The organism is uncultured Ellagibacter sp. (assembly GCF_934636505.1).
Lineage (GTDB): Bacteria > Actinomycetota > Coriobacteriia > Coriobacteriales > Eggerthellaceae > Ellagibacter.
In genome coordinates this window covers 15,185-37,125 of sequence record NZ_CAKUAL010000008.1, presented here as the reverse complement: position 1 = coordinate 37,125, position 21,941 = coordinate 15,185, and the positions used below count along the sequence as shown (strand labels likewise).

Annotated in this window: 17 protein-coding genes; 9 read left to right on the top strand and 8 right to left on the bottom strand. The window is 62.3% G+C overall.

Translation table 11 applies throughout. From position 1 onward, the window contains the following. Positions 1–352 precede the first annotated feature (352 nt). Positions 353–1,651, top strand: a complete 1,299-nt coding sequence (locus Q0G18_RS01955; RefSeq protein ID WP_297149034.1) for an O-acetylhomoserine aminocarboxypropyltransferase/cysteine synthase family protein — start codon at positions 353–355, stop codon at positions 1,649–1,651. 171 nt (positions 1,652–1,822) lie between these two features. Here Q0G18_RS01955 and queF read toward each other — a convergent pair whose 3' ends face one another. The 4 genes from queF to Q0G18_RS01935 are packed head-to-tail and all read right to left on the bottom strand — an operon-like array spanning position 1,823 to position 4,468. Then, positions 1,823–2,359, bottom strand: a complete 537-nt coding sequence (gene queF, locus Q0G18_RS01950) for a preQ(1) synthase (protein ID WP_366768904.1) — start codon at positions 2,357–2,359, stop codon at positions 1,823–1,825. A gap of 31 nt (positions 2,360–2,390) precedes the next feature. Then, positions 2,391–3,131 (bottom strand): 7-cyano-7-deazaguanine synthase QueC, encoded by a 741-nt coding sequence (queC, locus tag Q0G18_RS01945; protein ID WP_297149032.1) that lies wholly within the window; start codon positions 3,129–3,131, stop codon positions 2,391–2,393. A gap of 4 nt (positions 3,132–3,135) precedes the next feature. Then, positions 3,136–4,056, bottom strand: coding sequence for a radical SAM protein (locus Q0G18_RS01940; protein ID WP_297149031.1), 921 nt, complete (start codon positions 4,054–4,056; stop codon positions 3,136–3,138). Beyond that, positions 4,049–4,468, bottom strand: coding sequence for a 6-carboxytetrahydropterin synthase (locus Q0G18_RS01935; RefSeq protein ID WP_297149030.1), 420 nt, complete (start codon positions 4,466–4,468; stop codon positions 4,049–4,051). The genes Q0G18_RS01940 and Q0G18_RS01935 overlap by 8 nt, the downstream gene beginning before the upstream one ends. A gap of 851 nt (positions 4,469–5,319) precedes the next feature. On the opposite strand from Q0G18_RS01935, the gene Q0G18_RS01930 reads away from it, so the two are divergent. Further along, complete coding sequence (locus tag Q0G18_RS01930; RefSeq protein WP_297149029.1) at positions 5,320–5,913, top strand: hypothetical protein; 594 nt, start codon at positions 5,320–5,322, stop codon at positions 5,911–5,913. Between the two features lie 117 nt (positions 5,914–6,030). Next, entirely contained in the window at positions 6,031–7,422 is a 1,392-nt protein-coding gene (locus tag Q0G18_RS01925) for a M18 family aminopeptidase (protein WP_297149026.1), read from the top strand. 81 nt (positions 7,423–7,503) lie between these two features. Here the strand turns inward: Q0G18_RS01925 and Q0G18_RS01920 are convergent, their stop codons facing one another. The 4 genes from Q0G18_RS01920 to Q0G18_RS01905 all read right to left on the bottom strand — a co-directional run bounded on the left by Q0G18_RS01920 (position 7,504) and on the right by Q0G18_RS01905 (position 15,035). Further along, positions 7,504–9,690 (bottom strand): YhgE/Pip domain-containing protein, encoded by a 2,187-nt coding sequence (locus tag Q0G18_RS01920; protein WP_297149023.1) that lies wholly within the window; start codon positions 9,688–9,690, stop codon positions 7,504–7,506. Then, on the bottom strand, positions 9,691–12,930 hold the full coding sequence (locus Q0G18_RS01915) for a YhgE/Pip domain-containing protein (RefSeq protein WP_297149053.1): 3,240 nt from the start codon (positions 12,928–12,930) through the stop codon (positions 9,691–9,693). Between the two features lie 440 nt (positions 12,931–13,370). Then, complete coding sequence (locus Q0G18_RS01910; RefSeq protein ID WP_297149021.1) at positions 13,371–14,096, bottom strand: hypothetical protein; 726 nt, start codon at positions 14,094–14,096, stop codon at positions 13,371–13,373. Between the two features lie 495 nt (positions 14,097–14,591). After that, positions 14,592–15,035: an Rrf2 family transcriptional regulator gene (locus Q0G18_RS01905; protein ID WP_276996473.1), complete on the bottom strand. Its 444-nt coding sequence runs from the start codon at positions 15,033–15,035 to the stop codon at positions 14,592–14,594. A gap of 182 nt (positions 15,036–15,217) precedes the next feature. Between Q0G18_RS01905 and sufC the strand changes: the two genes are divergently transcribed. The 6 genes from sufC to Q0G18_RS01875 all read left to right on the top strand — a co-directional run bounded on the left by sufC (position 15,218) and on the right by Q0G18_RS01875 (position 21,668). After that, positions 15,218–15,997: a Fe-S cluster assembly ATPase SufC gene (sufC, locus tag Q0G18_RS01900; RefSeq protein WP_296060218.1), complete on the top strand. Its 780-nt coding sequence runs from the start codon at positions 15,218–15,220 to the stop codon at positions 15,995–15,997. Positions 15,998–16,009: 12 nt separating this feature from the next. Then, positions 16,010–17,422 (top strand): Fe-S cluster assembly protein SufB, encoded by a 1,413-nt coding sequence (sufB, locus tag Q0G18_RS01895; protein WP_297149017.1) that lies wholly within the window; start codon positions 16,010–16,012, stop codon positions 17,420–17,422. Continuing rightward, positions 17,422–18,702 carry a SufD family Fe-S cluster assembly protein gene (locus tag Q0G18_RS01890; protein WP_297149014.1) on the top strand — a complete coding sequence of 427 codons (1,281 nt, stop codon included), beginning with the start codon at positions 17,422–17,424 and terminating at the stop codon, positions 18,700–18,702. Before sufB ends, Q0G18_RS01890 begins: the two co-directional genes overlap by 1 nt. Before the next feature lies 1 nt (position 18,703). Continuing rightward, positions 18,704–20,059 (top strand): SufS family cysteine desulfurase, encoded by a 1,356-nt coding sequence (locus tag Q0G18_RS01885; protein ID WP_297149012.1) that lies wholly within the window; start codon positions 18,704–18,706, stop codon positions 20,057–20,059. Then, entirely contained in the window at positions 20,052–20,471 is a 420-nt protein-coding gene (gene sufU, locus Q0G18_RS01880) for a Fe-S cluster assembly sulfur transfer protein SufU (RefSeq protein WP_297149010.1), read from the top strand. The genes Q0G18_RS01885 and sufU overlap by 8 nt, the downstream gene beginning before the upstream one ends. A 204-nt stretch (positions 20,472–20,675) precedes the next feature. Next, positions 20,676–21,668, top strand: a complete 993-nt coding sequence (locus Q0G18_RS01875; RefSeq protein ID WP_297149008.1) for a bile acid:sodium symporter family protein — start codon at positions 20,676–20,678, stop codon at positions 21,666–21,668. The last annotated feature ends 273 nt before the right edge of the window (positions 21,669–21,941 follow it).

Here is a 21,941-nt window from a genome sequence, read left to right as displayed (position 1 = left end):
CAAAGTCAATCTAAACGGTATCCATAGTAACGCCATCCCCTCCTTCACGCAAGCTCCACAATTGGCGAAACGAGTTCTGTAAACAATAATTTACGCAGGTGAAAGCGTTGTTTAACAGTTTGATGCCAATCCCCAAGATGAGAAAGCCAGTCTTTCGGCAATCGGGCGCGAACTCGCCTTTCCCGCCGCTTATCGACGCAACCGATAAGCGGTTATCGACGTTTCAGCAGGTCAACAGAAATTATTCCGATTTTCCCCGAAAACCTATTGACCAAGTGGGCGTTGCCACGTATAACTACGACCGTTATATGAATAAGCGAATATTATCGCAATCGTTTAAGGAGATAACCAAATGTCTGAAAATGAGAACGCCTACTCGTTCGAGACCCTGCAGATTCACGCCGGCCAGGAAAACCCCGACCCCGCGACCGACGCACGCGCTGTGCCGATCTACCTGACGTCCTCCTTCGTGTTCAAGGACGCCGCGACCGCAGCCGGGCGCTTCGGACTCACCGAGCCGGGCAACATCTATTCCCGCCTGACCAACCCCACCGTTTCCGTTTTCGAGGAGCGCATCGCCGCACTCGAGGGCGGCGTCGGGGCGCTCGGCGTCGCCACCGGATCGGCCGCCATCACCATCGCGGTGCAGAATATCGCCACGGTCGGCGACCACGTCGTCTCCTCCACCAACCTTTACGGCGGCACGCTCAACCTGTTCGAGCACACCCTTTCCGAACAGGGGCTTTCCACCACGTTCGTGAACCCTGCCGACCTTGACGCCGTCGAAGCCGCCATCCAGGACAACACCAAGCTTCTCTACGCGGAGACGCTCGGCAACCCGAACTCCGACGTGCTCGACATCGAAGGCTGGGCCGCCATCGCGCACAAGCACAACCTTCCGCTCATCGTGGACGACACGTTCTCGACCCCCTACCTGCTACGCCCGATCGAGCACGGCGCCGACGTGGTGGTCGCGTCCGCCACGAAGTTCATCGGCGGACACGGCACGGCGATGGGCGGCGTGATCGTCGATGCGGGCAAGTTCGACTGGGCCGGCAACGCCGACAAGTTCCCCGGCGTCGCGAAGCCTAACCCGAGCTACCACGGCGTCGTGTTCACCGAAGCCGCAGGCGAGGCCGCCTATATCACCAAGGCGCGCGCCACGCTCCTACGCGACCAGGGCGCAACGCTGTCTCCCTTCAACGCGTTTATCCTGCTCCAGGGCTTGGAGACGCTCTCGCTGCGCGTCGAGCGCCACGTCGAGAACGCGCTCAAGGTCGTCGACTTCCTGAACAGCCACCCGCAGGTCGAACGCGTGAACCACCCGTCGCTTTCGACCGGCCGCGCGAAGGAGCTCTACGACGAGTACTATCCCAACGGAGCCGCCTCCATCTTCACGTTCGAAATCAAGGGCACGGCCGAGACCGCCTGCAAGTTCACCGAGAGCCTGAAGCTGTTCAGCCTGCTCGCGAACGTGGCGGACGTGAAGAGCCTCGTCATTCACCCGGCGTCGACCACCCACTCGCAGCTGACCGACAAGGAGCTTGAGGCTGCGGGCATCTCCCCCACGACGATTCGCCTGTCTATCGGCACCGAGAACATCAAGGACATCTTGGCCGACCTTGAGCAGGGCTTTGACGCGGTGAAGTAGTCGCACGCCAGTTTGGACCCTAATGAACGAGGGGCCGCCCGCGATTTGCGAGCGGCCCCTCGTGTTCGTGGTGCACAGAGAGTGAAGGGCAGCCCTTGCCCACGGCAGCAGGCCGCGGTCGCGGCACGCCTCGGGTCGCGCCCGCTCGCTTTCCCCTGTCCGCGCTCCCCTTTAGCGGTTGTCCACCTTCTCGGGATAAAGGTCGTGGTGAGACAGTCGCTCCCAGGCCACGTCTTCCCAGCGCGTGCCCGGCTTCCCGTAGTTGCAATACGGGTCGATCGAGATGCCTCCGCGCGGCAAGAACTTGCCCCAGACCTCGATATACTTCGGATCCATCAACTTGATGAGGTCCTTCATGATGATGTTCACGCAGTCCTCGTGGAAATCCCCGTGGTTGCGGAAGCTGAACAGATACAGCTTCAGGCTCTTGCTCTCGACCATGCGCTCGCCCGGCACGTAGGCGATATAGATCGTGGCGAAGTCGGGCTGCCCCGTGATCGGGCACAGGCTGGTGAACTCGGGGCAGTTGAACTTCACGAAGTAGTCGTTGCCCGGATGCTTGTTCTCGAACGTCTCGAGGACACTTGGGTCGTAGGTCTGCGGGTAGCGCACTCCCTGGTTGCCCAAAAGCGACAGGTCGTCGGTCCCCTCGCGCTGCGGGTTCTCGTTCACCGCGCTCGTCGCGTTCACCGCGTTCGTCGCGTCCATCGCGTCCGTCATGTTCGCCATATTCGCCATGCTACTCCTCCCCTTCCGCGTTTGCTGCCGCCCGCTCGGCGTCGAGCCTGTCGAGCAGCGGATCGCGCATCCCGTTCGCCTCGAACGCGCGGTTGCGGTCGATGCACGTCCCACACGCGCCGCACGGATAGTCGCCGCCCTCGTAGCAGCTCCAGGTGAGCTCGTAGGGAACGCCCAGCTCAATGCCGCACGCGACGATATCAGCCTTCGACATTTCCACGAACGGCGCGCAAAGATGCAGCTCGCCGCCCGTTCCTTCCTCAATTGCGCGGTTCATCGCGTCGACGAACTCGCGCGAGCAATCGGGATAGGCGTTGCCCGCCCAGTCGTCGTGGTGCGCGCCGTAGTAAATCGCGCTGCATCCGAGCGAGAGCGCCATCGAAGCCGCCGCCGAAAGGAATAGCCCGTTGCGGAAGGGGACGTAGGTGCTCACCGGCTTGCCATCGCTTTCGGCGAGCTGGTCGGCATAGCTTTCCTCGGGGATATCTTGCGAGGAATGCGAGAGCAGGCTGCAATCGCTGTCGGCGAAGATGGCCCCCAAATCGAGGAAGCGCTGCTCCACGCCGTAATGCGCGGCGACCGCCTTCGCGCTCTCGATTTCCTTGTTATGGCGCTGACCATAGGAAATGGAAAGCGCGTACACATTCTTGGCGCCGTAGCGCGAAACCGCCATGGCGAGCAACGTGGTGGAATCCACGCCGCCCGAGCACAAAACGAGCGCCTTCTCTTCGATAGTTGCCACGAGGTTACACTCCCTTCTCGACACCCGGCCAGATAATCTTGTGCAGCTGCAGCTGCGCGGTGGCCCAGGTGAGGTTGTTCTCTTGCATGAAATCCACGATGCGCGCAGGGTCGAGGCGTCCGAACACGGGGCTTAAATACACCGGCACGCGATCGGGAAGGCCCAGCTCGCGTGACACTTCCAGCATGCGGCGAAGATCGCCCTCCCCGCCGCAGACGAACTTCACGGTGTCGCGTGCGTCAAGGAGCGCGAAGTTCTCGCGCAGCATGCGACCCTCCATACCGCTCGAAGGAAGCTTCCAATCGACCGTAAACGTGAGGTTGCCGGGAAGCGACGCGCACGCCTCGCGCAGCTGTGCGAGTTCGCGCAGGTCAGCGGCACCGTTCGTCTCGATTTCCACCCGAAGCCCGCGCTCGAGGGGGCCAGGCTCGGCAAGCAAGGCGCACACAAGGCTGGGGAGCGCGGGCTGCAACTCGGGCTCGCCACCCGTGAGGGTGACGCATTCCACTCGCGTCTCGCACGCCCACGCGACGAGGTCCGCGACTGACACGCGCTCGGCGCATTCCGCGGCAGCGGGCGCGTTTGCCCACATGGTGTCGCAGTACGAACACGCCAAGTTGCACCCCGTAAAGCGGATGAAGGCGGCGAGCTTGCCCGCGGCGCGCCCTTCCCCGTTCACGCTGACGAAGCGCTCGGCAACGGGAAGCGTGCGGCTCGCTGCCGGTTCGGAGAATGCGGGCGCAGCCGACCCGCGCGCGACATCGCACCCCGGCCCGCCCGCAGCCTGCGAGCCCGCGTTTACCTCGCCTGCGGCCTGCGCCTGCGAGCCCACGTCCACCTCGCCCGCAGCCTGCACCTGCGGCCCTGCGACCAACTCGCCTGCGGCCTGCACCTGCGAGCCCGCGCTATCCCGACTACTAGCCACGGTAGATCGCGCAGTTGTTGGGGGTCTCGTACACGTCGACCTGCGACACGGGGAATCCCGCGTCCGCCAGTTTCCCGTAAAAATAGCGGGCGAGGTTTTCCGCCGTCGTGCGGAAGGGCACGACCGAAAGCGAGAAGCCCTCGCGCTCGAGGCACGCGAACGTGTCGGGGGCAAGCGACCCCTCTTCCACCACGAACGAGTGGTCGAAGGCTTCGGTCAAGTCGCGCAGAGCGCCCTTGAAGTCGGCAAAGTCGATCACCATGTCTTTGTGAGTTCCCTGCGTCTGGAGCTCCTCCTGCTCCAAATAGGCGACCACGCGCCAGCGGTGGCCGTGGAGATTCTCGCATTTGCCGTGATAATCGGTGAGAAAATGAGCAGCATCGAAGCTGCTCTCTGTTTTAAGCCCATACATCGGCGTACCTTTCACGCAAGTGAAAACCACCGTGGGGAAACCTGGGTGCAGGAACGGCGACGGCGAGCAAGCGGAGCACCGCACGAGCAATCCTCAAGCACAAGTTGCTCGGCCAGCGCAGATTCGTGCGAATCGCAGCCGCCCACCTGGGACAACCGCAGCCCGCAAGGCACCGCACGAGCAAGATACGCATCTCGCGCGATACGACATGGGCTGCGCGAGGACAAGTATCGCACCGCGCGAGCGGTACACGCCACAAGCGCGATCGACGCGACTCGCGCCCAACACCTGACACGCACGGGCGACACGCCACTGCGCGACTTGCATCCGACACCCCGAGCGCACGAGCTCCCAGCTCCAAACGCTCATTCCTGCATAACGCGCCGGACGCTCTGGCATAACTCGCCAGCAGCATTCGACGCTCCCTAGTTTTGTTTACCGACAGGAGGTTTTCGAACTGTCCATAGTGGCAAGCAGTATAGCGCATGCACACGAAGAGGCAGACCGCAGGCTGACTATTTCACACAAGCATACGACCTGGGCAAAGGTTGGCGCCCGCAATGCACAACAACGCGCAATCCGGCAACCATCATCACAAGCGGGAAACGAGAAGGCAACGCGCTCCTCGCCTAGTCAGCAAAAGAAAGCACTTCGCTCATCTCGCAGGCTCCAAAATCGCAAGCCACCCGGTCGCAACTCGAATAGCAGCACGCGCGCAAAGGCACGCGCGCAACAATCTCAAGAACGACCAGCACTGCATGGCTGCTCTTGGCAACAGATTCGTTTCAAACGGACGATTTCGCCTTCAACGCCGCTACCCTCTTAGCAAGAAGACGAGCGAAGGAGCCGAAATGCCCGAGAGCGCAACAGCAAACGCAACAACCGCGAAAAGCCAGGTCGTGATTCCCGAAGTCCTCCCCATGGAAGGCGAGGCAACGTTCGCGAAGAAGGCGAAGGGCATTGCGCAGGTCGCGGCAGGAAGCGCGCTTACGGCGGCGGGAATTCCCATGCTCGTACTCCCTGGGCCGGGTGTTGCGGCAATCGTCGGCGGAGCAGCACTTGTGAGCAGGGGAAATAGAAACTACACAGGCCGCACAGCAACCCCTTTGGAAGAGCACCTCGACGAGGCGGCCTCCAAGGCGGCAGACCTCGCCGCAGACACCGCAAAGCGAACAGCGGGCAAAGCAGGCGAAAAGGCGAAGGACGCCGCCCTCAAAACGGGAGCCGTAGCGAGGGAAGCGGTCGAGATGGCAGCGACGAGCGCTCCCGAGGTCGCAAAAGGCTTCGCACGAGGAGCCACCACAGCCGCCCACGTCGCGAGCGGTGCCGCAAAAAACGTTGTTCGCGAAGCGAAGCCCCTGTTCGCAAGCGTGAAGAGGGCTACAGGGGCGGCCATCTCATCAGCAAAGCGCGCCGAGCAAGGCGCCGCAAAGAGAAGCAGGTGACCTGGGCTCCCGCGAAATCTTGCCGGCGGCAATGCCGACGCGTCGAATCCAGAGGCTAAAGTCTAGTCGGGTCGGGTCGTGCTAGACTGGGGCAGACGATTCGAAGGGACGGTCGAAATGACGCAAGAGAACCAAAGCAGCACCGAGCCGATGCCGCAGAGCGCCCGCGCAGGCGGCACCAAGCCGATGCCTCAGGACGCCCGCACAGCACAAGAGCTCCTCGACTTCATCGGCGAATGCCCGAGTATGTTCCACACTGCTGCAACAATCGGAAAACGCCTGACCGCAGCGGGGTTCACCTATCTTCCCGAGACCCAGCCGTGGAACATCGAGCAAGGCGGCACATACTACACGACGCGCAACAGCTCGAGCGTCATCGCCTTCAAGGTGGGAACCTCGCTCGACAACTACCACTTCCAGATCACCGCATCGCATGGCGACTCGCCCACCTTCAAGGTGAAGTCAAACGCCGAGCTCACAGGGCCAGGCGAATCGCAGCGACTCAATGTGGAGGTGTACGGCGGCGCCGTCGACTACACGTGGTTCGATAGGCCCCTCGGAATTGCGGGCCGCGTGATGGTGAAAAGCGGCAATCGCGTGGAAAGCCGCCTGTACGAATCCGCCGAGCCGCTCGCGCTCATCCCCAGCATGCCGCCGCATATCCAGCGCGACATCAACCAGCAGTTCTCGCCGAATCGCCAGGTCGACCTCTGCCCGCTCTTCTCCGCAGGCGCGCTTGGCAAATCCACCTTCGACGCGATAATCGCCGACGAGCTGGGGATCTCCGAGAGCGACATCGTCGCGCGCGACCTGTTCCTCGTCAACCGCCAGCAACCGTGCATCTGGGGCGCCGCGGGCGAGTTCGCCTCCTCCCCGAAATTCGACGATCTGGCCTGCGCATACACCGCGCTCGAAGCGTTCCTCGCCGCCGAGAACGATCGCAGCATCTCGGTCTTCGCGTGCTTTGACAACGAGGAGGTCGGCTCGAACACCAAACAGGGCGCCATGTCGACTCTTCTCGCCGACACGCTTTCGCGCCTGAACGCGGCACTGGGCCGCTCCTGCGAGGACCTGCGTTGCGCCATCGCGAAATCGATGCTCGTGAGCTGCGACAACGCGCACGCCGTAAACCCCAACCACCCCGAGCGCTTCGACGAGGGCAACCGCGTGTTCCTAAACCAGGGCATCGTGGTGAAAGAAGCGGCGAACCAGAAATACTGCACCGACGCCTTCAGCCGCGCCGCCTTCTGCGCAATCTGCAACGACGCGGAGATCCCCTACCAGACTTTTGCGAACAGGAGCGACTCGCCGGGCGGCTCCACGTTGGGGAATTTGTCGAACACCCAGGTGAGCATGCACGGGGTCGATGTCGGCCTGCCGCAACTCGCCATGCATTCGAGCTTCGAGACGATCGGCGTGCGCGACGTGATGCTCGCAACCCGCGCGCTCAAGGCGTTCTTCAACGCCGACCTGCGCATCGACGGCGCGGACAGCATAGAACTCGGCTAGCAGGCGCCACAGTCCGATCGGAATCATGTGCTGCGAGCCCCAGCCAGTCACGACGACCCCAGAGGCCCGCAGCCCAAACGCTTACGCTATCATCTTCGACTCTTCGACCTTCTCCACAAACCAGCTCATGAAGCCTTCGAGCGGCTTGCGCAGCACAAGGCCCAGCAGAAGCGACGGCAGCACGAACAGGAGCAGCATGCCCATCGACGTGTAGTAGTCGCCGTTGTAGATGCCCATCATGGCCGCGCGCATGGCGTTGATGGTGTGCGTCGCCGGCATGAACGGGCTTGCGATCTGGAAGAACTCGGGCAGCACCTGCAGCGGGTACGCACCGCCGCCCGCCGTCACCTGCAAGATGAGGAACAGGACGGCAATCGCTTTGCCCAGGTTCGCGAATGCAAGCACCAACGTGTAGATGAACAGGGAATACACCAAACCCGACACCCAGAAGCACAGCATGAACAACAGCGGATGGCTCGCCTGCACCCCCAAGAACAACATGTTGCCAAGGCCCACGCAGGTGGTCTGCAAAAGCGACAGCACCGCCACCACGCAGTAGCGCCCGAAGTAGAGCTCGCGCGGCTTGGGGTTGTCGAGCTCGGCGAGCCCTCGCTTGGAGACCGCCGGCTTGATCGCCACCATCATGAGCAGCGAGCCGATCCACAGCGCGAGCGTCGTGTAGAGCGGCGCCATCTGCGAACCGAAGTTGTCGGCCGGGAACACAGCATGGCGATCGAGCGCCACCGGTGTCGTCACGGCAGAGGCAAGCACTGCGGGGTTCGAGCCGATGACCTCGCGCAGCTTCTCGACGTCACCGTTCGCAAGGGCCGATCGCAAGTTGCTGCTCAGCGTCGTGAGCTCGCCAGCCGTCGAGGTGAGCTCGTTTTGCGCATCGGCGAGCTTCGCCTTCGCACCGGAGAGCTTGGACGCGACGGAATCCGCATCGCCGCTTATCTCGCCGCCCGCAGCATCGAGCTTCGCGGCGCTGCCCTGAAGCGTGGAAACCATGCTCGACACCGATGCAGAAAGCTCGTCCAAACCCGGCTTGACGTTGTCGTTGAATTCCGTTTTCGCATCGTTGAGGCTGGCCGCGGCCTTGTCCGCGAGCTCCTGGATCTCGGCACGCTGCGCGACGGCGTCATCGTAGCCCGACTGGATATTGTCAGCCGCCTGATACAGCGAGTCCGAAAGCTGCTGGAGGAGCGACACCGACTGCTTCAGCTGGGCGATCATGCTCTCGACTAAGGGGGCGTGCTGCCCATCGACGCTATCCTGAATCCCCTCGAGCGCGCTGATGATCGAATTCAAGTCCCCAATCTCGGTCTCCACAACTGCCGCCTGATTGCGTAGGTGCTGCGAAGTGTCGCCCGTCAGATCGCCCACGCTGTCGTACACGTCGCTGATCTGGGCGCTAATGCCCTTGTAGCTCTCGGCGGATGCGGAAATAGCCTGCGAAAGGGAATCTGCCGACGCCGAGAGCGCGCTCGCGATGTCGGAGACGCCCGCGCCACCGTCCTTCGCGATGTCGCCGACCTTCGCCGCCTCGTCGCGTGTCCGTCCGAGCAGCGTGCCCGACTGAGAGATAAGCGACTGCGACGAGTCGATGAGCTGGGAATACATGCCCAACACCGACGCCGCACCCGTCATCTGCCCCGCCATGCTGTCCACATGGTCGGCAAGCGTTCCCACCGCGCCGGAGAGATCGGCGTCTTGGGAGTACTTCGAAAGCGACGAGACGATGGAAAGCGCCACATCGGAAAGCGTTTCCAAGAACACCTGGTTCACCTGGTTCGACACCTGATCGGCACCTTGGTCGGTGACCTTCGGCGCGATGGCATTCTTCTTCTCGTTGGCGTAGTAGATGATGTTCGCGTGCTCGACCTCGTCGGAATAGAACGTCATCATGTCGCGGCTGAAGCTTTGGGGAATCACCACGGCAGCGTAGTAACGCCCGGACTGCGCGCCGTCGATCGCGTCTTCTTCAGTTGTGAATATCCAGTTGAGCTGGTCGTTCGCTCGAAGTGCGCTCACCACCTTGTCGCCGACGTTGATCTCAAGCGGAACAAGGTCGCTCTCGTAGCCCTCGTCGGTGTTCGCCACGGCGACGGTAAGGTTGCCGGTGTTGCCGAACGCGTCCCAGCACGCAATGACGTTGTACCACGTGAAGATCGAGGGCAGGAACACGAGACCGATTACGATGATCACCGTAATCGAGTTGTTGAACAGGTGCTTCATGTCGGTTTTGAAGATGCGCCAGATATTCCTCATCTATCGCACCTCCCCATTCTCATCCGACTTCGATTCAGACGCGGAAAGAGGCGTGGGGCCTCCCGCGGCAGCGTCGCCACCAGGTGCGGAATCGCTCACAGCAACCTCGCCACCAGGCACGAAATCGCCCGCAGCGGGGGTATCCCCTGCAGCAGGCACACTGCCGAGTGCGTCGTTTGGCGCCGCATGCGCCCCCGAAGCTGCCTCCCCCTTGCGTACGGCAGCGTGCGCACCCGTGGAAGCCTTGTCGGCATCCGAGGCGGCATGCGCGCCTAGAGGAGCGCCGTCCGACCCGGGAATCGCGTGCGCGCCCATAGGAGCCGTGTCGTCATTAGCAGCTTGAGAGCCCGCTACCTGCGGTTTCGCGTTGCCTTCAGAAGGAGCGCCCGCAGCACCCGCGGCATCAGCAGCACCCGCGACATCAGCAGCATCGGCGGCACCCGCGGCATCAGCGGCACCCTCCAGGCCCTCCGCCTTCGTGCCCGTCGGCTTCCCAGCGACCACAGCACTCGCAACTTCCCCGCGCGCCGTCTTGCCATGGGCGTGCCGGCCGACGACTTCCTTGCTCCCGCGCGAGAGCAGCTCGGCCATGAGCGCATCGAGCTCGGCGCTGTCCTTCTCGTCGAGCGCGCTCGTCCGCGAATAAGCAGTCGCAGAGCTCCGCGCCGAAGCCCCACCGGCGGACGCGCCCACCATGGTAGGCTGCATGAACACCTTGCGCGCCGCGAACAGCGTGCGGACCTCGTCGTCGGTCATGGCGTTCAGCGACGCCTGACGCTCGATATTGTCGCGGATGAACTCAACCACCACCAGGAACGTGAGCACGAGGACGAGCCACACGAGCCACAACGTCAAGGCGACGACCTTCTCCATCGCCGTCACCGCAAACACGATGGCGATGACCGCCGGCACCGCGATGCCGACGATGAGCGCGCCGCGCTTCAGGCGCGGATACCAGCAGATGAACCGCGCGGCATGGTCGGCGATATGGTGGCGGAAATCCTCGCGGTCGGAAAGCACGCGCACGAGCTGGGCGACGCGGAAACGGCGCTCGGGCAGGTGCACCTCTTCGCCGTTGATGATATCGGAGCGCTCGATCTCGCGCGCGAACATACGGATAAGGTTCGAAAAGTACGGCCTCAGAGCCAGCCCGATCGCCAGGAAGATCGCGAAGAAGATCCCCAAGTGAGCCATAAACGATCCCCATTCAAGGCCGTAGAACCCGGCAATCGTCTCACGCAGGGCGTTGATGCCGTAAGTGAACGGGAAGAACGGGTAGATGAACTGGAAGAACGGCGACGTCATCTCGATGGGGTACAAACCCGTCGCGCCCGGAATCTGCACGAAGATCAAGATGACGCAGATGCCCTTGCCGATATGCTGCAAGGTGGTCGACAGGGTAAGCTGGATAGCCAGGTACGTAAGCGATGCGAGCACCGCCGTCAGGAGGAACAGCGCCACCGACTCGCATTGCACGCCGATGGCGAGGCACCCGACGCAGCACACGATTGCCTGCAGCGACACCATCCCCCCGAAGAACAGGTAGCGCGCGATGTAGCGCTGAGCGGCCGTGAGGTTCTCGATGCCCTCGTCGTCCACCTCGATGCGCATGATCACCATGAGCATGAACACGCCGATCCACAGCGACATGTTGATGAACAGTGGCGCCATGCCCGAGCCGTACGCGTTCAGGGGGAAGAGGTACTCCGTCTTCACCTCGGTCGGCGACTGCATGAAGCTCGCCACCTTCTCGGCGTCGATCGTCGTGCCGTCGCCGAAAAAGTCGGTGATCGCCGTCGAGGTCTTCAGCGCCACAAGGTCGGTCTTCACCGTGTCGATGCTCGTCTGCAGGTCGGCAAGCACGCCATCGGTCTGGTCAAGCGCGCTTCTCGCCGTCGTGAGCGTCTCGGAAAGCTGGCCCGTGAGCGAAATCGCCTGGTCGACGAGCACGCGTTGCGCCGATGCTGCCGCAGCAAGATTCCCCACCGCGACGTTCAAGTTCCCCACGCCCGCGTTGATGGCGGGGAACGTGTCGGAAGAGAGCGTCTCACGATAGGAGTCCGCGTTCGAGATGGTAGTTTGCACGGCGGTGTTCACCGAGTCGGACGCCGAAGAGACCGACTCGGCCACGCGGCCCATGTCGGCGCTCATGTCGGAGAGCTCGGAGAGCGACTGCGAGGCGTTCGTATTCGACTGCTTCAGCCGCTCGATCACCTTCTCGAGGCTCGCCTTGTTGGGATCGCTGTCGTCCATCTGGGCAACGAGCGCCTCCATCTGTACCACAACCGCCTGGCTCGCCGACACCATGGCGTTGCCCTGGGCGATCGCACCATCGACGCGCCCCTGCGCCTCGGTCACGGAGCCCGCAGCGCCGCCGATGGCCGTGTTCACCTTGGCGGCCGATTGGGAAAGGAAGATCGACCCCGAGTCCATCGCGCCCATAAGGCCCGACGTCAGCTTCGAGACGTCCGTTTGCGTGGTGCCCATGAGCGACTGGACGATGAGCATCTGGCCACCCAGATCGCCGAGCACCTCGTCCGCATCGGAGAGAAGCGAGGCAGCGTCGGCCACCTTCGTCTGCGACTGGTCGGCCGCGTCGCGAAGCCCCTGGACGGAATCGCGGGCGCCGGAGATGGACTGTTGCGCCTTGTCGACCCCGGCGAGGGCGTTCGTGTGCGCATCGTCGATCTTGCCCTGCGCGACGCCGACTTCCTCGCCAAGCGCGTCGGTGACCGTTTTCGCGACGGTAGCGACGAACGTGGAGTTGATCGTGGTGTCGAGCGTGTTCGCGCCCGTGTCGGTGATCTTCGGCGACACAGGGTTCATCTTCTCGTTCACGTAGTATTCAAGCTGAGGCTGCTGGAAGTCGCCGGAGAGCAGCGTGAGCAGGTCGGAGGAGAAGTCGCGCGGCAGCACGAATGCCGCGTAGGCATGCCCCGATTTCACGGCCTCCATGGCGGTGTCGTAATCGACGAAATCCCACCCGAGCTGGTCGTCGTCGTGCAATTGCTCGACGACCATGTCGCCAAGGTTAATCTCACCCGTAAGATCGCTCGACGACCCCTCGTCCTCGTTCACCACGCAGACGCGCAGATTGCCGGTGTTGCCGTAGGGGTCCCAAAAACCGACGACGTTGAACCACGTGTAAAGGGAAGGCAAGACGATGAGCGCGAGCACGACGACGATCGACGCCGGTGCTTTCAGAATGCGAAGGAAATCGCGTTTGAGAACGCGCAGCACGTTTTTCAAGCCCGCCCCTCCTTCTATGGTTGAGATTGCGTTTGATTGGCGGCGTTATGGCGCAGCTCTCCCGAGGGAAAGCGCGTTTTCTGCATTGTATAGGGGAATCGGCCCCGCACAAGCGTACAGATAGTCAATTCCACAAGTGTGGCATAACTTTCAAAGGACAAGAACCGGCGAGTACCTCGCAAAGTTGCCCTCCCCCTCTCCCGCCATAGCCACAAGCAACCTGGAGACGTCGCTGCCTCGGGGTGCATGCACAAATATGCGCGAAGTGCGTACCCTTGGAAGCACCTCCTCATTAAATCAAGAGACTTCACTCTGACGAACTGGGCTTTTTCACGTCGCTGGAATCAGCAGACTAGTTTACGCGCTAGTAAGGTACGCACTTCGCGCATATTTATGCATAGGAACGCCCCGATGCAGTAAAAGCGCACAATTTAGCGCCCGAGAGTTGTCCAATCGATAAAGATGTTGCGCCTCAGGTCGATCTCGCAGCGAATCTCTTTGGGGCTTTTACTTCGATACGCGACTCCGATTTGCCTTGCGACCATCCTGCGCACCGTATCAAAGTTTGCCTGATCGGATATCTGCCGATAAGTAAGCGGCATGACAGTAAAACCCATTTGCTGAAGCGCGGTCGTCCTGTCGGAGTCCGAAATCGCCGAATCGTAGTCGTCGTGGACCACTTTTCCCTGACATTCGACGATAAGCGGGCTTGCGCCGTTGGGAACGTCGAACAGCAGGTCGGCATAGCACGTCGATTTCCCATAGATGCGCCTTGCGCTTGCCGAAAGCGGAATTCGCTCGTTGTTGGCGAGTCCCGAAAAGCCCTCGCCGCCCTTGCATCTTTGCGTCGAGAAGAGCATCGAAGCTTGGACCTCGAACGGCGAAGCGGTAACCCCGGTCACGCGTTTCGCGGCGCGCGCGAAACGCCGCCCGCCGCGTTCACTCTTCATGACGTCGGCGAATTGTCCCAATTCGCCCAGCTCGATAAGGGGTTCGCGTCTCCAAAGGTCGGTCTTTCTCCCCGAAGAGCTTTTGACTCGCCGCCACCCGAATGACCGGGGAAGCAGCTCGGAAGAGTCGATGCTGTCGAGAAGCGCTTCAACAACTGGGCTCGGCCGAAATACCGAAAACGTGCCGCAGAATTCGTACATCGCCATAACAAGATGGTTTTCGTCGACATGTGAGGCAAGATTAAATAGTGAATAGAGAGGACTTGCCGTTGAAATACCGAGGTCTGTTTGCTGTATGCACCCAAATGGCAACTCGTTTGTAACGAGATGCGACACCGTGCTCACGTTGTTCAGTCGGCGTTTGCGATCAGTCGCTAAAAGATGGACGGGGATACCGAGTATCTCATGGGTGAGTATATGGCTCCTGAAGCCTGCACGATTGTTATCGGTCGCCCTGTCGGGGTAAGGAGGGCACAGCATTAGAACCTGCGGAGGGGTTCGATGAAAGCGAAACGCCGATATGTCGCACAGAATGTCTTCCATGCGCGAACTTTACCAGGTTTGGGGAACGCGCGCATCACAAGACTTGCGGCGCCGGGCGACGCCATCCCCCTGCGCGGCGTCGAGAATAAGCATACCGCCACGTCATCTCTCAGCCCGCGCGGCCCGCGCGATAGACCCCGCAGGCGCGGGAAGAAAACGTTAGCAGCCCTCGATGGCCATGCCGGGCTCGGGCGCGTACTCCAGGAAGTCAGCGAGCGTAGCCGAGTCGACGTATTCCTCGATCACCTGGTCAAGCCCCGCCCAGAAGCGCACCGTCGTACACTCTCCCTTGCGCGGGCAGCCGATCACGTCATCCTCGAGCGCGTTGCACGCCACGGGCACCGTGGAGCCCTCGGCCGCGCGCAGCACGTCGCCTGCGCGGATTTCGGACGCCTCGCGGGCAAGCGCGTAGCCGCCGCCTTTGCCCCTCACGCTGCGCACAAGCCCCGCGGCCATGAGCGGACGAACCACCTGCTCGAGGTATTTCAGCGAGATGTCTTCCTCTTCGGCCACTTTGCGCAGGGGAACCTTCCCGTCGGGGCCTTGCTGGGCAATGCGGATCATGAGGCGCATCGCGTAGCGCCCCTTCGTAGTTACCAGCATCGTTTATCCTCACTTCCCCCTCGTGATACGGTTCGCCCTCGGAAAACCCCGGGTGCGGCCGACTCGATTTCGCGTACTTATTCTAGCGCGAAAGGAATCTATTACTTGACATTTTAGCGCGTCGCGGTATTTTATTCCTAGAAAATTCATAGGATTATGCACAGACGAGAGGGGCATATTTCATGGAAACCACTGCAACGAGCCCGCTGCTAAAACTGCAGGGGCTGTCGGCCTCGGTAGGCGACAAGCCCATCCTCCACGACATCGACCTTGCGATCGGTGCACACGAGACTCACGTCATGATGGGCCCGAACGGCGCCGGCAAATCGACGCTCGGCCATGTAATCATGGGCGATCCTGAGTATAGCGTAACTTCGGGCACCGTGACCTTCGACGGGCAAGATATTACGGATCTTTCCCCCGATAAGCGCTCGCGCGCGGGTCTTTTCTTGAGCTTCCAGGCGCCGGTCGAGATCCCCGGCGTGCCGCTGTCGAGCTTCCTGCGCGCCACCGTCGAGGGCCGCGAGGGCTTCAAGATGAAGGGCAAGGAATTCCGCAAGCACGTGCGCGAACTGGCGAAAAGCCTCGACTTCGACACGGCGTATCTCGATCGCGAGCTGGGCGTGGGCTTTTCCGGCGGCGAGAAGAAGAAGCTCGAGATGCTGCAGCTTCTGCTCTTGAAGCCGAAGCTGGCCATCCTGGACGAGACCGACTCCGGCCTCGACGTCGACGCGCTCGGCGTCGTGTCCCGCGGCATCCAGGAATATCGCAAGACCTGCGACGGCACGCTCATCATCATCACGCATAATACCCGCATCTTGGAGCACGTCGACGTCGATCGCGTGCACGTCATGGTGAAGGGGCATCTGGTGCACGAGGACGATGCCGCGCTCATCGCCGACATCGACGCGCACGGCTTCGAGCGCTTCGAGCAGGCCGCAACCCCCGAAGCCGACGCGTAAGGGGGCCCAACCATGGCAAAGCAACGCACCGAGGTCGCGGACATCGACCGCAGCCTCTACGACTTCTCATACGGCGAGGAGGCGGCGGAAAAACTCGACGCCGGCCTCACTCCCGAAATCGTGCGCGAGATCTCGGCGAAAAAGGACGAGCCCTCTTGGATGCTCGAGCACCGCTTGAAGTCGCTCGAGATTTACCACGAGAGCAGAACCCCTGATTGGGGTCCCTCCATCGACGGGCTGGACATGGATCACATCGTGACCTACGTCAAGCCCAACACCGACCAGAAAAGCGATTGGGACTCCCTGCCCGACGACGTGAAGAACACCTTCGACCGCCTGGGCATCCCCGAGGCCGAACGCAGCTACCTGGCCGGCGTCGGCGCGCAGTACGACTCCGAGCTCGTGTACCACAACATGCAGGACACCGCATCGCGCATGGGCATCGTGTACTCGGGCATCGAGGAGGCGCTGCACGACCCGAAGTGGGAAGAGCTCATCCACGACAAGTTCATGACGCTCATCCCCCCGACCGACCATAAGTTCGCAGCGCTCCACGGCGCGGTGTGGTCGGGCGGCAGCTTCGTGTACGTCCCGAAGGACACCAAACTCGACTTCCCGCTGCAAAGCTACTTCCGCCTGAACGCGAAGGGCGCGGGCCAGTTCGAACACACGCTTATCATCGTGGAAGACGGCGCTGACCTGCACTTCATCGAGGGCTGTTCGGCACCTAAGTACAACGTGGCGAACCTGCACGCGGGCGCGGTCGAGCTGTTCGTGGGCAAGAACGCCAAGCTGCGCTATTCGACCATCGAGAACTGGTCGAAGAACATGTACAACCTGAACACCAAGCGCGCGGTGTGCGACGAGGGCGGCCAGATCGAGTGGGTTTCCGGCTCCTTCGGCAGCCACGTGGGCTACCTGTACCCGATGTCGATCCTGAAGGGGCGCAAGTCGCGCTGCACCTTCACCGGCATCACCTTCGCAGGCACCGGCCAAAACCTCGACACCGGCTGCAAGGTCGTCCTGGCGGCGCCTGAGACGACGGCGGCCATCGAGACGAAGTCGATCTCGAAGGGCGGCGGCGTGTCGACGTTCCGCAGCTCGGTCGTGGCGACCCCCGCCGCGGAGAACTCGGTTGCGAGCGTGTCGTGCCAGTCGCTTATGCTGGACGACCACAGCCGCTCCGACACCATCCCCGCGATGGACATCCGCTGCAAGCACGTCGACGTGGGCCACGAGGCGACCATCGGCCGCATCGGCGACGACAAGGTGTTCTACCTGATGAGCCGCGGCATTCCTGAGGAAGAGGCACGCACGATGATCGTGAACGGCTTCGCCGACCCGGTCTCGAAAGAGCTCCCCCTCGAATATGCCGTGGAAATGAACAACCTCATCAAGCTTGAAATGGAAGGGGCGATTGGATAATGGGCGCCCTCACTTTGAATCACGTGAACGCGATGCCCGCAGCGACGTGGCATCAGCTGCATATGAACGAGACGACCGTCGACGTGCCCGAGGGGCTCGAAGCCGCGCGGTCTGCCGTGGTCGAGGCCGACGAGGCGCTCCTCGGCCCGCAGGACGCCTTCGACGCGGCGGTGGCAGCCGCCCAGGCCGAGCTCGACGCTGCGAACGCGAAGGCCGCGCCCGATACGCGCGCCATCCTGCAGGCGGTCCGCCCCGACGTAGACCCTCACGACCTGGACATCCCCGCGCTCTCCGTGTTCGAGAAGCGCGCCGTGGAAGAAGAGATGGCGCAGAGCATCGCCGGCACCTTCGAGTGCGCCTTGGGCGATGAGGCCACAGCCTATCTGGAAGAAGCCGGCGGGGCGCGCGAGGGCCGCATCGTGCTTACCGCCAAGGCTGGCGCTACGGAGCGCGCCACCATCCGCGTCAACGGCATCGACGGCAAGGCGAACGTGGCCTGCGTCGACATCGTGGCGGCGGAGAACTCCACCATCACGCTCAACGTCGCGTTCGACTCCCCCGACGCCGGCGCAGGCATCATCGGCCTGTACGCCCGCGTGTTCGCCGGCAAGAACGCACGGGTGAACGTGGCGACCATCCACACGCTCGGGCAGGGCTGGATCGCTCTCGACGGCGAAGGATACATCGCCTGCGAGGATGCGCGCATCCAGGTCGACCACCGCGTGCTCGGCGCCGGGCAGTCCTACACCGGGCTTGCCTGTGACCTGCGCGGAGACCGTGCAGACGCCACCATCCGCACGCGCTACCTGGGACACGGCGACGAGCGCCGCGACTTCAACTACATCGTGCGGCATCGCGGCAAGAAGACCACCTGCAACCTCGATGCCAACGGCGTTTTGGCTGACAGGTCCCGCAAGGTGCTGCGCGGCACGATCGATCTGGTGCACGGCTGCAAGGGCGCGGAAGGCACCGAGCGCGAGACGGTGCTCCTCGCCGACGAGAAAGTGGTCAACAAGACCATCCCCACCATCCTGTGCGACGAGGACGACGTGGCGGGCAACCACGGGGCCACGATCGGCCACGTGCGCCCCGAGCAGATGAACTACCTGATGACACGCGGCATTTCCCAGGAAGCTGCCGAGCGGCTGTTCGCGAACGCAACCCTTGAGGAAGCGGCCATCAACGCGCCGGACGCCCAGGTGCGCGCCTCGGTTGCGCGCCTTGCCGCAGAACTGAACGTGCCCTTCGAGCTCGTGGGCGCAGACGAAGAGGCGATGTAACATGAGCCAGACCGATTCCCTTATCGCACGCGCCGCCGAGCAAGCGGCCAGCGACACCACCGCATGCGCGATCGCCGACGCGGCGCACGCAGCCGCAACCTCGGCCACGGCGAGCGACATCGTATGCGCCGCCAACATCGCGGAGAACCCCTACAAGCGCGACTTCCCGCTTCTGGCGAACCATCCTGACCTGGCGTTTTTGGACAGCGCCGCCACTGCGCAGCGACCCAAGACCGTGCTCGATGCGCAGCGCCGCTTCTACGAGGAGATGAACGCGAACGCGCTTCGCGGCTTGTACCGCCTATCGGTCGAGGCCACCGAGGCCATCGAGGTGGCGCGCCATCGCGTCGCCAAGTTCATCGGCGCACCCGACTGGCACGACATCGTGCTCACGCGCAACGCGTCCGAATCGCTCAACATCGTGGCGAAGGCCTTCGCCCCCACCGTGCTTAAGCCGGGCGACGAGGTGTGCATCACCATCATGGAGCACCATTCCAACCTCATCCCCTGGCAGCAGGCGTGCCGCGACGCGGGCGCGAAGCTCGTCTACCTCTACCCCGACGAGGACGGCATCATCCAGCCGGAGGAGATGGACAAAAAGATCGGGCCGAAGACGAAAATCCTCTCCGTCGTGCATGTCTCCAACGTGCTCGGCGTGGAAAACCCCGTTGCCGAGCTGGGACGTCGCGTCCATGAGCAGGGCGGCTACTTCGTCATCGACGGCGCGCAGTCCACGCCGCACATTCCCGTGAACGTGGAAGAGCTTGGCGCCGACTTCTTCGCGCTTTCCGCCCACAAGATCTTCGGACCCTTCGGCATGGGCGTGCTGTGGGGCAAAGACGAGCTTTTGTGCGCCATGCCACCCTTCTTGACCGGCGGCGAGATGATCGATTCCGTCACCGAGCAGGACGCCACCTGGGCGCCCGTCCCCGAGAAGTTTGAGGCGGGCACGCAGGACGCGGCGGGCATCTACGCCACGGCCGCGGCAATCGCGTACGTGGAATCGGTCGGGCTCGACGTAATCGGCGCCCGCGAAAAGGCACTCGTGAAATACTGCATGGAGGAAATGGCGCAGCTGCCCTACATCGACATCATCGGCAGCCCGCGCCCCGAAGACCACCATGGGGTCATCAGCTTCAACGTGCGCGGCATTCACCCGCACGACGTGGCGAGCATCCTCGATATGGATCAGGTGGCCATCCGCGCAGGTCATCACTGCGCGCAGCCTCTGCTCACCTGGCTCGACGTGGAGAATTTGGCATGCTGCCGCGCGAGCCTCGCCTTCTACAACGACAAAGGCGACGTGGACAAGCTCATCGCCGGCCTGAAGAACGTTTGGAGTACTTTCAATGGGTAACATCTACACCGCGGCGCTCATGGAGCACAATGCGCACCCGGATTACAAATACGACCTGGAAAACGCCACCGACGAGCACGAGGGCGTGAACCCCAGCTGCGGCGATGAGCTGGTCTTGAAGCTGCGCGTGGAAAACGGCGTGATCGAGGAGGCCGCGTTCACGGGCCATGGATGCGCCGTGTCGCAGGCTTCCGCCGACATGATGGCCGATCTCGTGACGGGCGAGACCGTCGAGGAGGCGCGCCGTCTGTGCGGGCTGTTCCTGAAGATGGTGAAGGGCGAAGAGCTCACCGAGGACGAGCGCGAGGACCTCGACGAGGCGGCCGAGCTCGAGAGCATCTCCCGCATGCCCGCCCGCGTGAAGTGCGCCGAACTAGGTTGGCGCACCCTTTCCGAGATGATCGGGGAGTAGCGAACGGCATCTCTGTCACAGCCCGTTGGAAGCTCCCAAGCTGCTAGCGGGGCTTTTCGCGAAATCCGATTGAATAAATAGGGTATTTTTTCAAATTCCTAGTTAACAAATCGGTAACAAACCGTTACACTACCGCCTTGTCCTAGTTTCGAGCCGCATCCCAACCGGGTGCGGCTCGTTTGTTTTCGCAGGAAAGGTTTGGAAATGAAAGTACTTGAGAAAATCAGCGACTTCGCCGGCAAATGGATGGCCATCATTGCACTGCTGGTCGCCATTATCGCGATGGCTGTCCCCGAACCGGTTCATGCGATCCTACCTACAAGCTGGGTGAACCCTCTCCTCGGCATCGTTATGTTCGGCATGGGCATGACGCTCAAGCTCTCCGACTTTAAAGTGGTGTTCACCAAGCCGAAGGCTGTGATCACCGGTATCCTGTCGCAATTCATCATCATGCCGCTCATCGCGTGGGTGCTCTGTCTGGTCTTTCAGCTGCCCACCGAGCTCGCCGTGGGCGTCATGCTCGTCGGCTGCTGCCCGGGCGGTACGTCCTCCAACGTCATGACGTACCTGTCCAAGGGCGACGTCGCGCTTTCCGTCGGCATGACCGCGTGCACGACCATCATGGCGCCTGTCGTCACCCCGGCGCTCGTACTGCTGCTCGCCGGCCAGGCGGTCGATGTGTCCTACGTGAGCATGCTCATGTCCATCGTCCAGGTCGTGCTCGTGCCGATCGCCTTGGGCTTCGTTATCAACGCCGTGGCCTCCAAGGTCGCGCAAGCCTGCTCGAAGGTGCTCCCGCTCGTGTCCGTTATCGCGATTTCCCTCATCATCATGGCAGTCGTGTCCGCTAATGCCGCGAAGCTCATGACGGTCGGCTGGCTGATCATCGTGGTCGTCATGCTACACAACGTGTGCGGTTACGCGCTCGGCTATGGGGTTGGCCGCGTCCTCGGCCTGTCAAAGGCGCAGATGCGCACCTTGTCCATCGAGGTTGGCATGCAGAATTCCGGTCTTGCAACTTCGCTCGCGACCATGCACTTCGCCACCATGCCGCTTGCCGCCGTACCTGGCGCCGTGTTCAGCGTGTGGCACAACATCTCCGGCGCGATTTACGCGAACATCCTCGCTCGCACCGCGGGCGATGCCAAGGAAGAAGCGCCCTCCCCGAAGAAGGCCGCTTCTGGCGCAAAGGCGTAAGGGAGCCTACCGCACAGGGGGCACTAGCCCCAACCCGCCCGCCTCGTATTGAGACGATGCGGGCAGTGACACCAAGTAACGAGAAAACGCCGGCAACCCAACAGTTGCCGGCGTTTTTTATTCATCAATCTTGTTGCCAGCCGTCCAGCTCAACTTCACAATGATTGTCGCCATTCCCCGCAACGGGGAACGCGCCTCGCGGTCGATTGCAAATTTGCGCACAAATATGGAGTTAGTCGGTGCGCCGATAATGTGCCCGCCGCCACGCCGACA

What these genes read in the sequence shown, in the direction of transcription:
- Q0G18_RS01955 (WP_297149034.1), top strand. Translation starts at nt 353, where the DNA reads ATGTCTGAAAATGAGAACGCCTACTCGTTCGAGACCCTGCAGATTCAC.
- queF (WP_366768904.1), bottom strand. Translation starts at nt 2,359, where the DNA reads ATGGACGCGACGAACGCGGTGAACGCGACGAGCGCGGTGAACGAGAAC.
- Q0G18_RS01935 (WP_297149030.1), bottom strand. Translation starts at nt 4,468, where the DNA reads ATGTATGGGCTTAAAACAGAGAGCAGCTTCGATGCTGCTCATTTTCTC.
- Q0G18_RS01930 (WP_297149029.1), top strand. Translation starts at nt 5,320, where the DNA reads ATGCCCGAGAGCGCAACAGCAAACGCAACAACCGCGAAAAGCCAGGTC.
- Q0G18_RS01925 (WP_297149026.1), top strand. Translation starts at nt 6,031, where the DNA reads ATGACGCAAGAGAACCAAAGCAGCACCGAGCCGATGCCGCAGAGCGCC.
- Q0G18_RS01920 (WP_297149023.1), bottom strand. Translation starts at nt 9,690, where the DNA reads ATGAGGAATATCTGGCGCATCTTCAAAACCGACATGAAGCACCTGTTC.
- Q0G18_RS01910 (WP_297149021.1), bottom strand. Translation starts at nt 14,096, where the DNA reads ATGGCGATGTACGAATTCTGCGGCACGTTTTCGGTATTTCGGCCGAGC.
- Q0G18_RS01905 (WP_276996473.1), bottom strand. Translation starts at nt 15,035, where the DNA reads ATGCTGGTAACTACGAAGGGGCGCTACGCGATGCGCCTCATGATCCGC.
- sufC (WP_296060218.1), top strand. Translation starts at nt 15,218, where the DNA reads ATGGAAACCACTGCAACGAGCCCGCTGCTAAAACTGCAGGGGCTGTCG.
- sufB (WP_297149017.1), top strand. Translation starts at nt 16,010, where the DNA reads ATGGCAAAGCAACGCACCGAGGTCGCGGACATCGACCGCAGCCTCTAC.
- Q0G18_RS01890 (WP_297149014.1), top strand. Translation starts at nt 17,422, where the DNA reads ATGGGCGCCCTCACTTTGAATCACGTGAACGCGATGCCCGCAGCGACG.
- Q0G18_RS01885 (WP_297149012.1), top strand. Translation starts at nt 18,704, where the DNA reads ATGAGCCAGACCGATTCCCTTATCGCACGCGCCGCCGAGCAAGCGGCC.
- sufU (WP_297149010.1), top strand. Translation starts at nt 20,052, where the DNA reads ATGGGTAACATCTACACCGCGGCGCTCATGGAGCACAATGCGCACCCG.
- Q0G18_RS01875 (WP_297149008.1), top strand. Translation starts at nt 20,676, where the DNA reads ATGAAAGTACTTGAGAAAATCAGCGACTTCGCCGGCAAATGGATGGCC.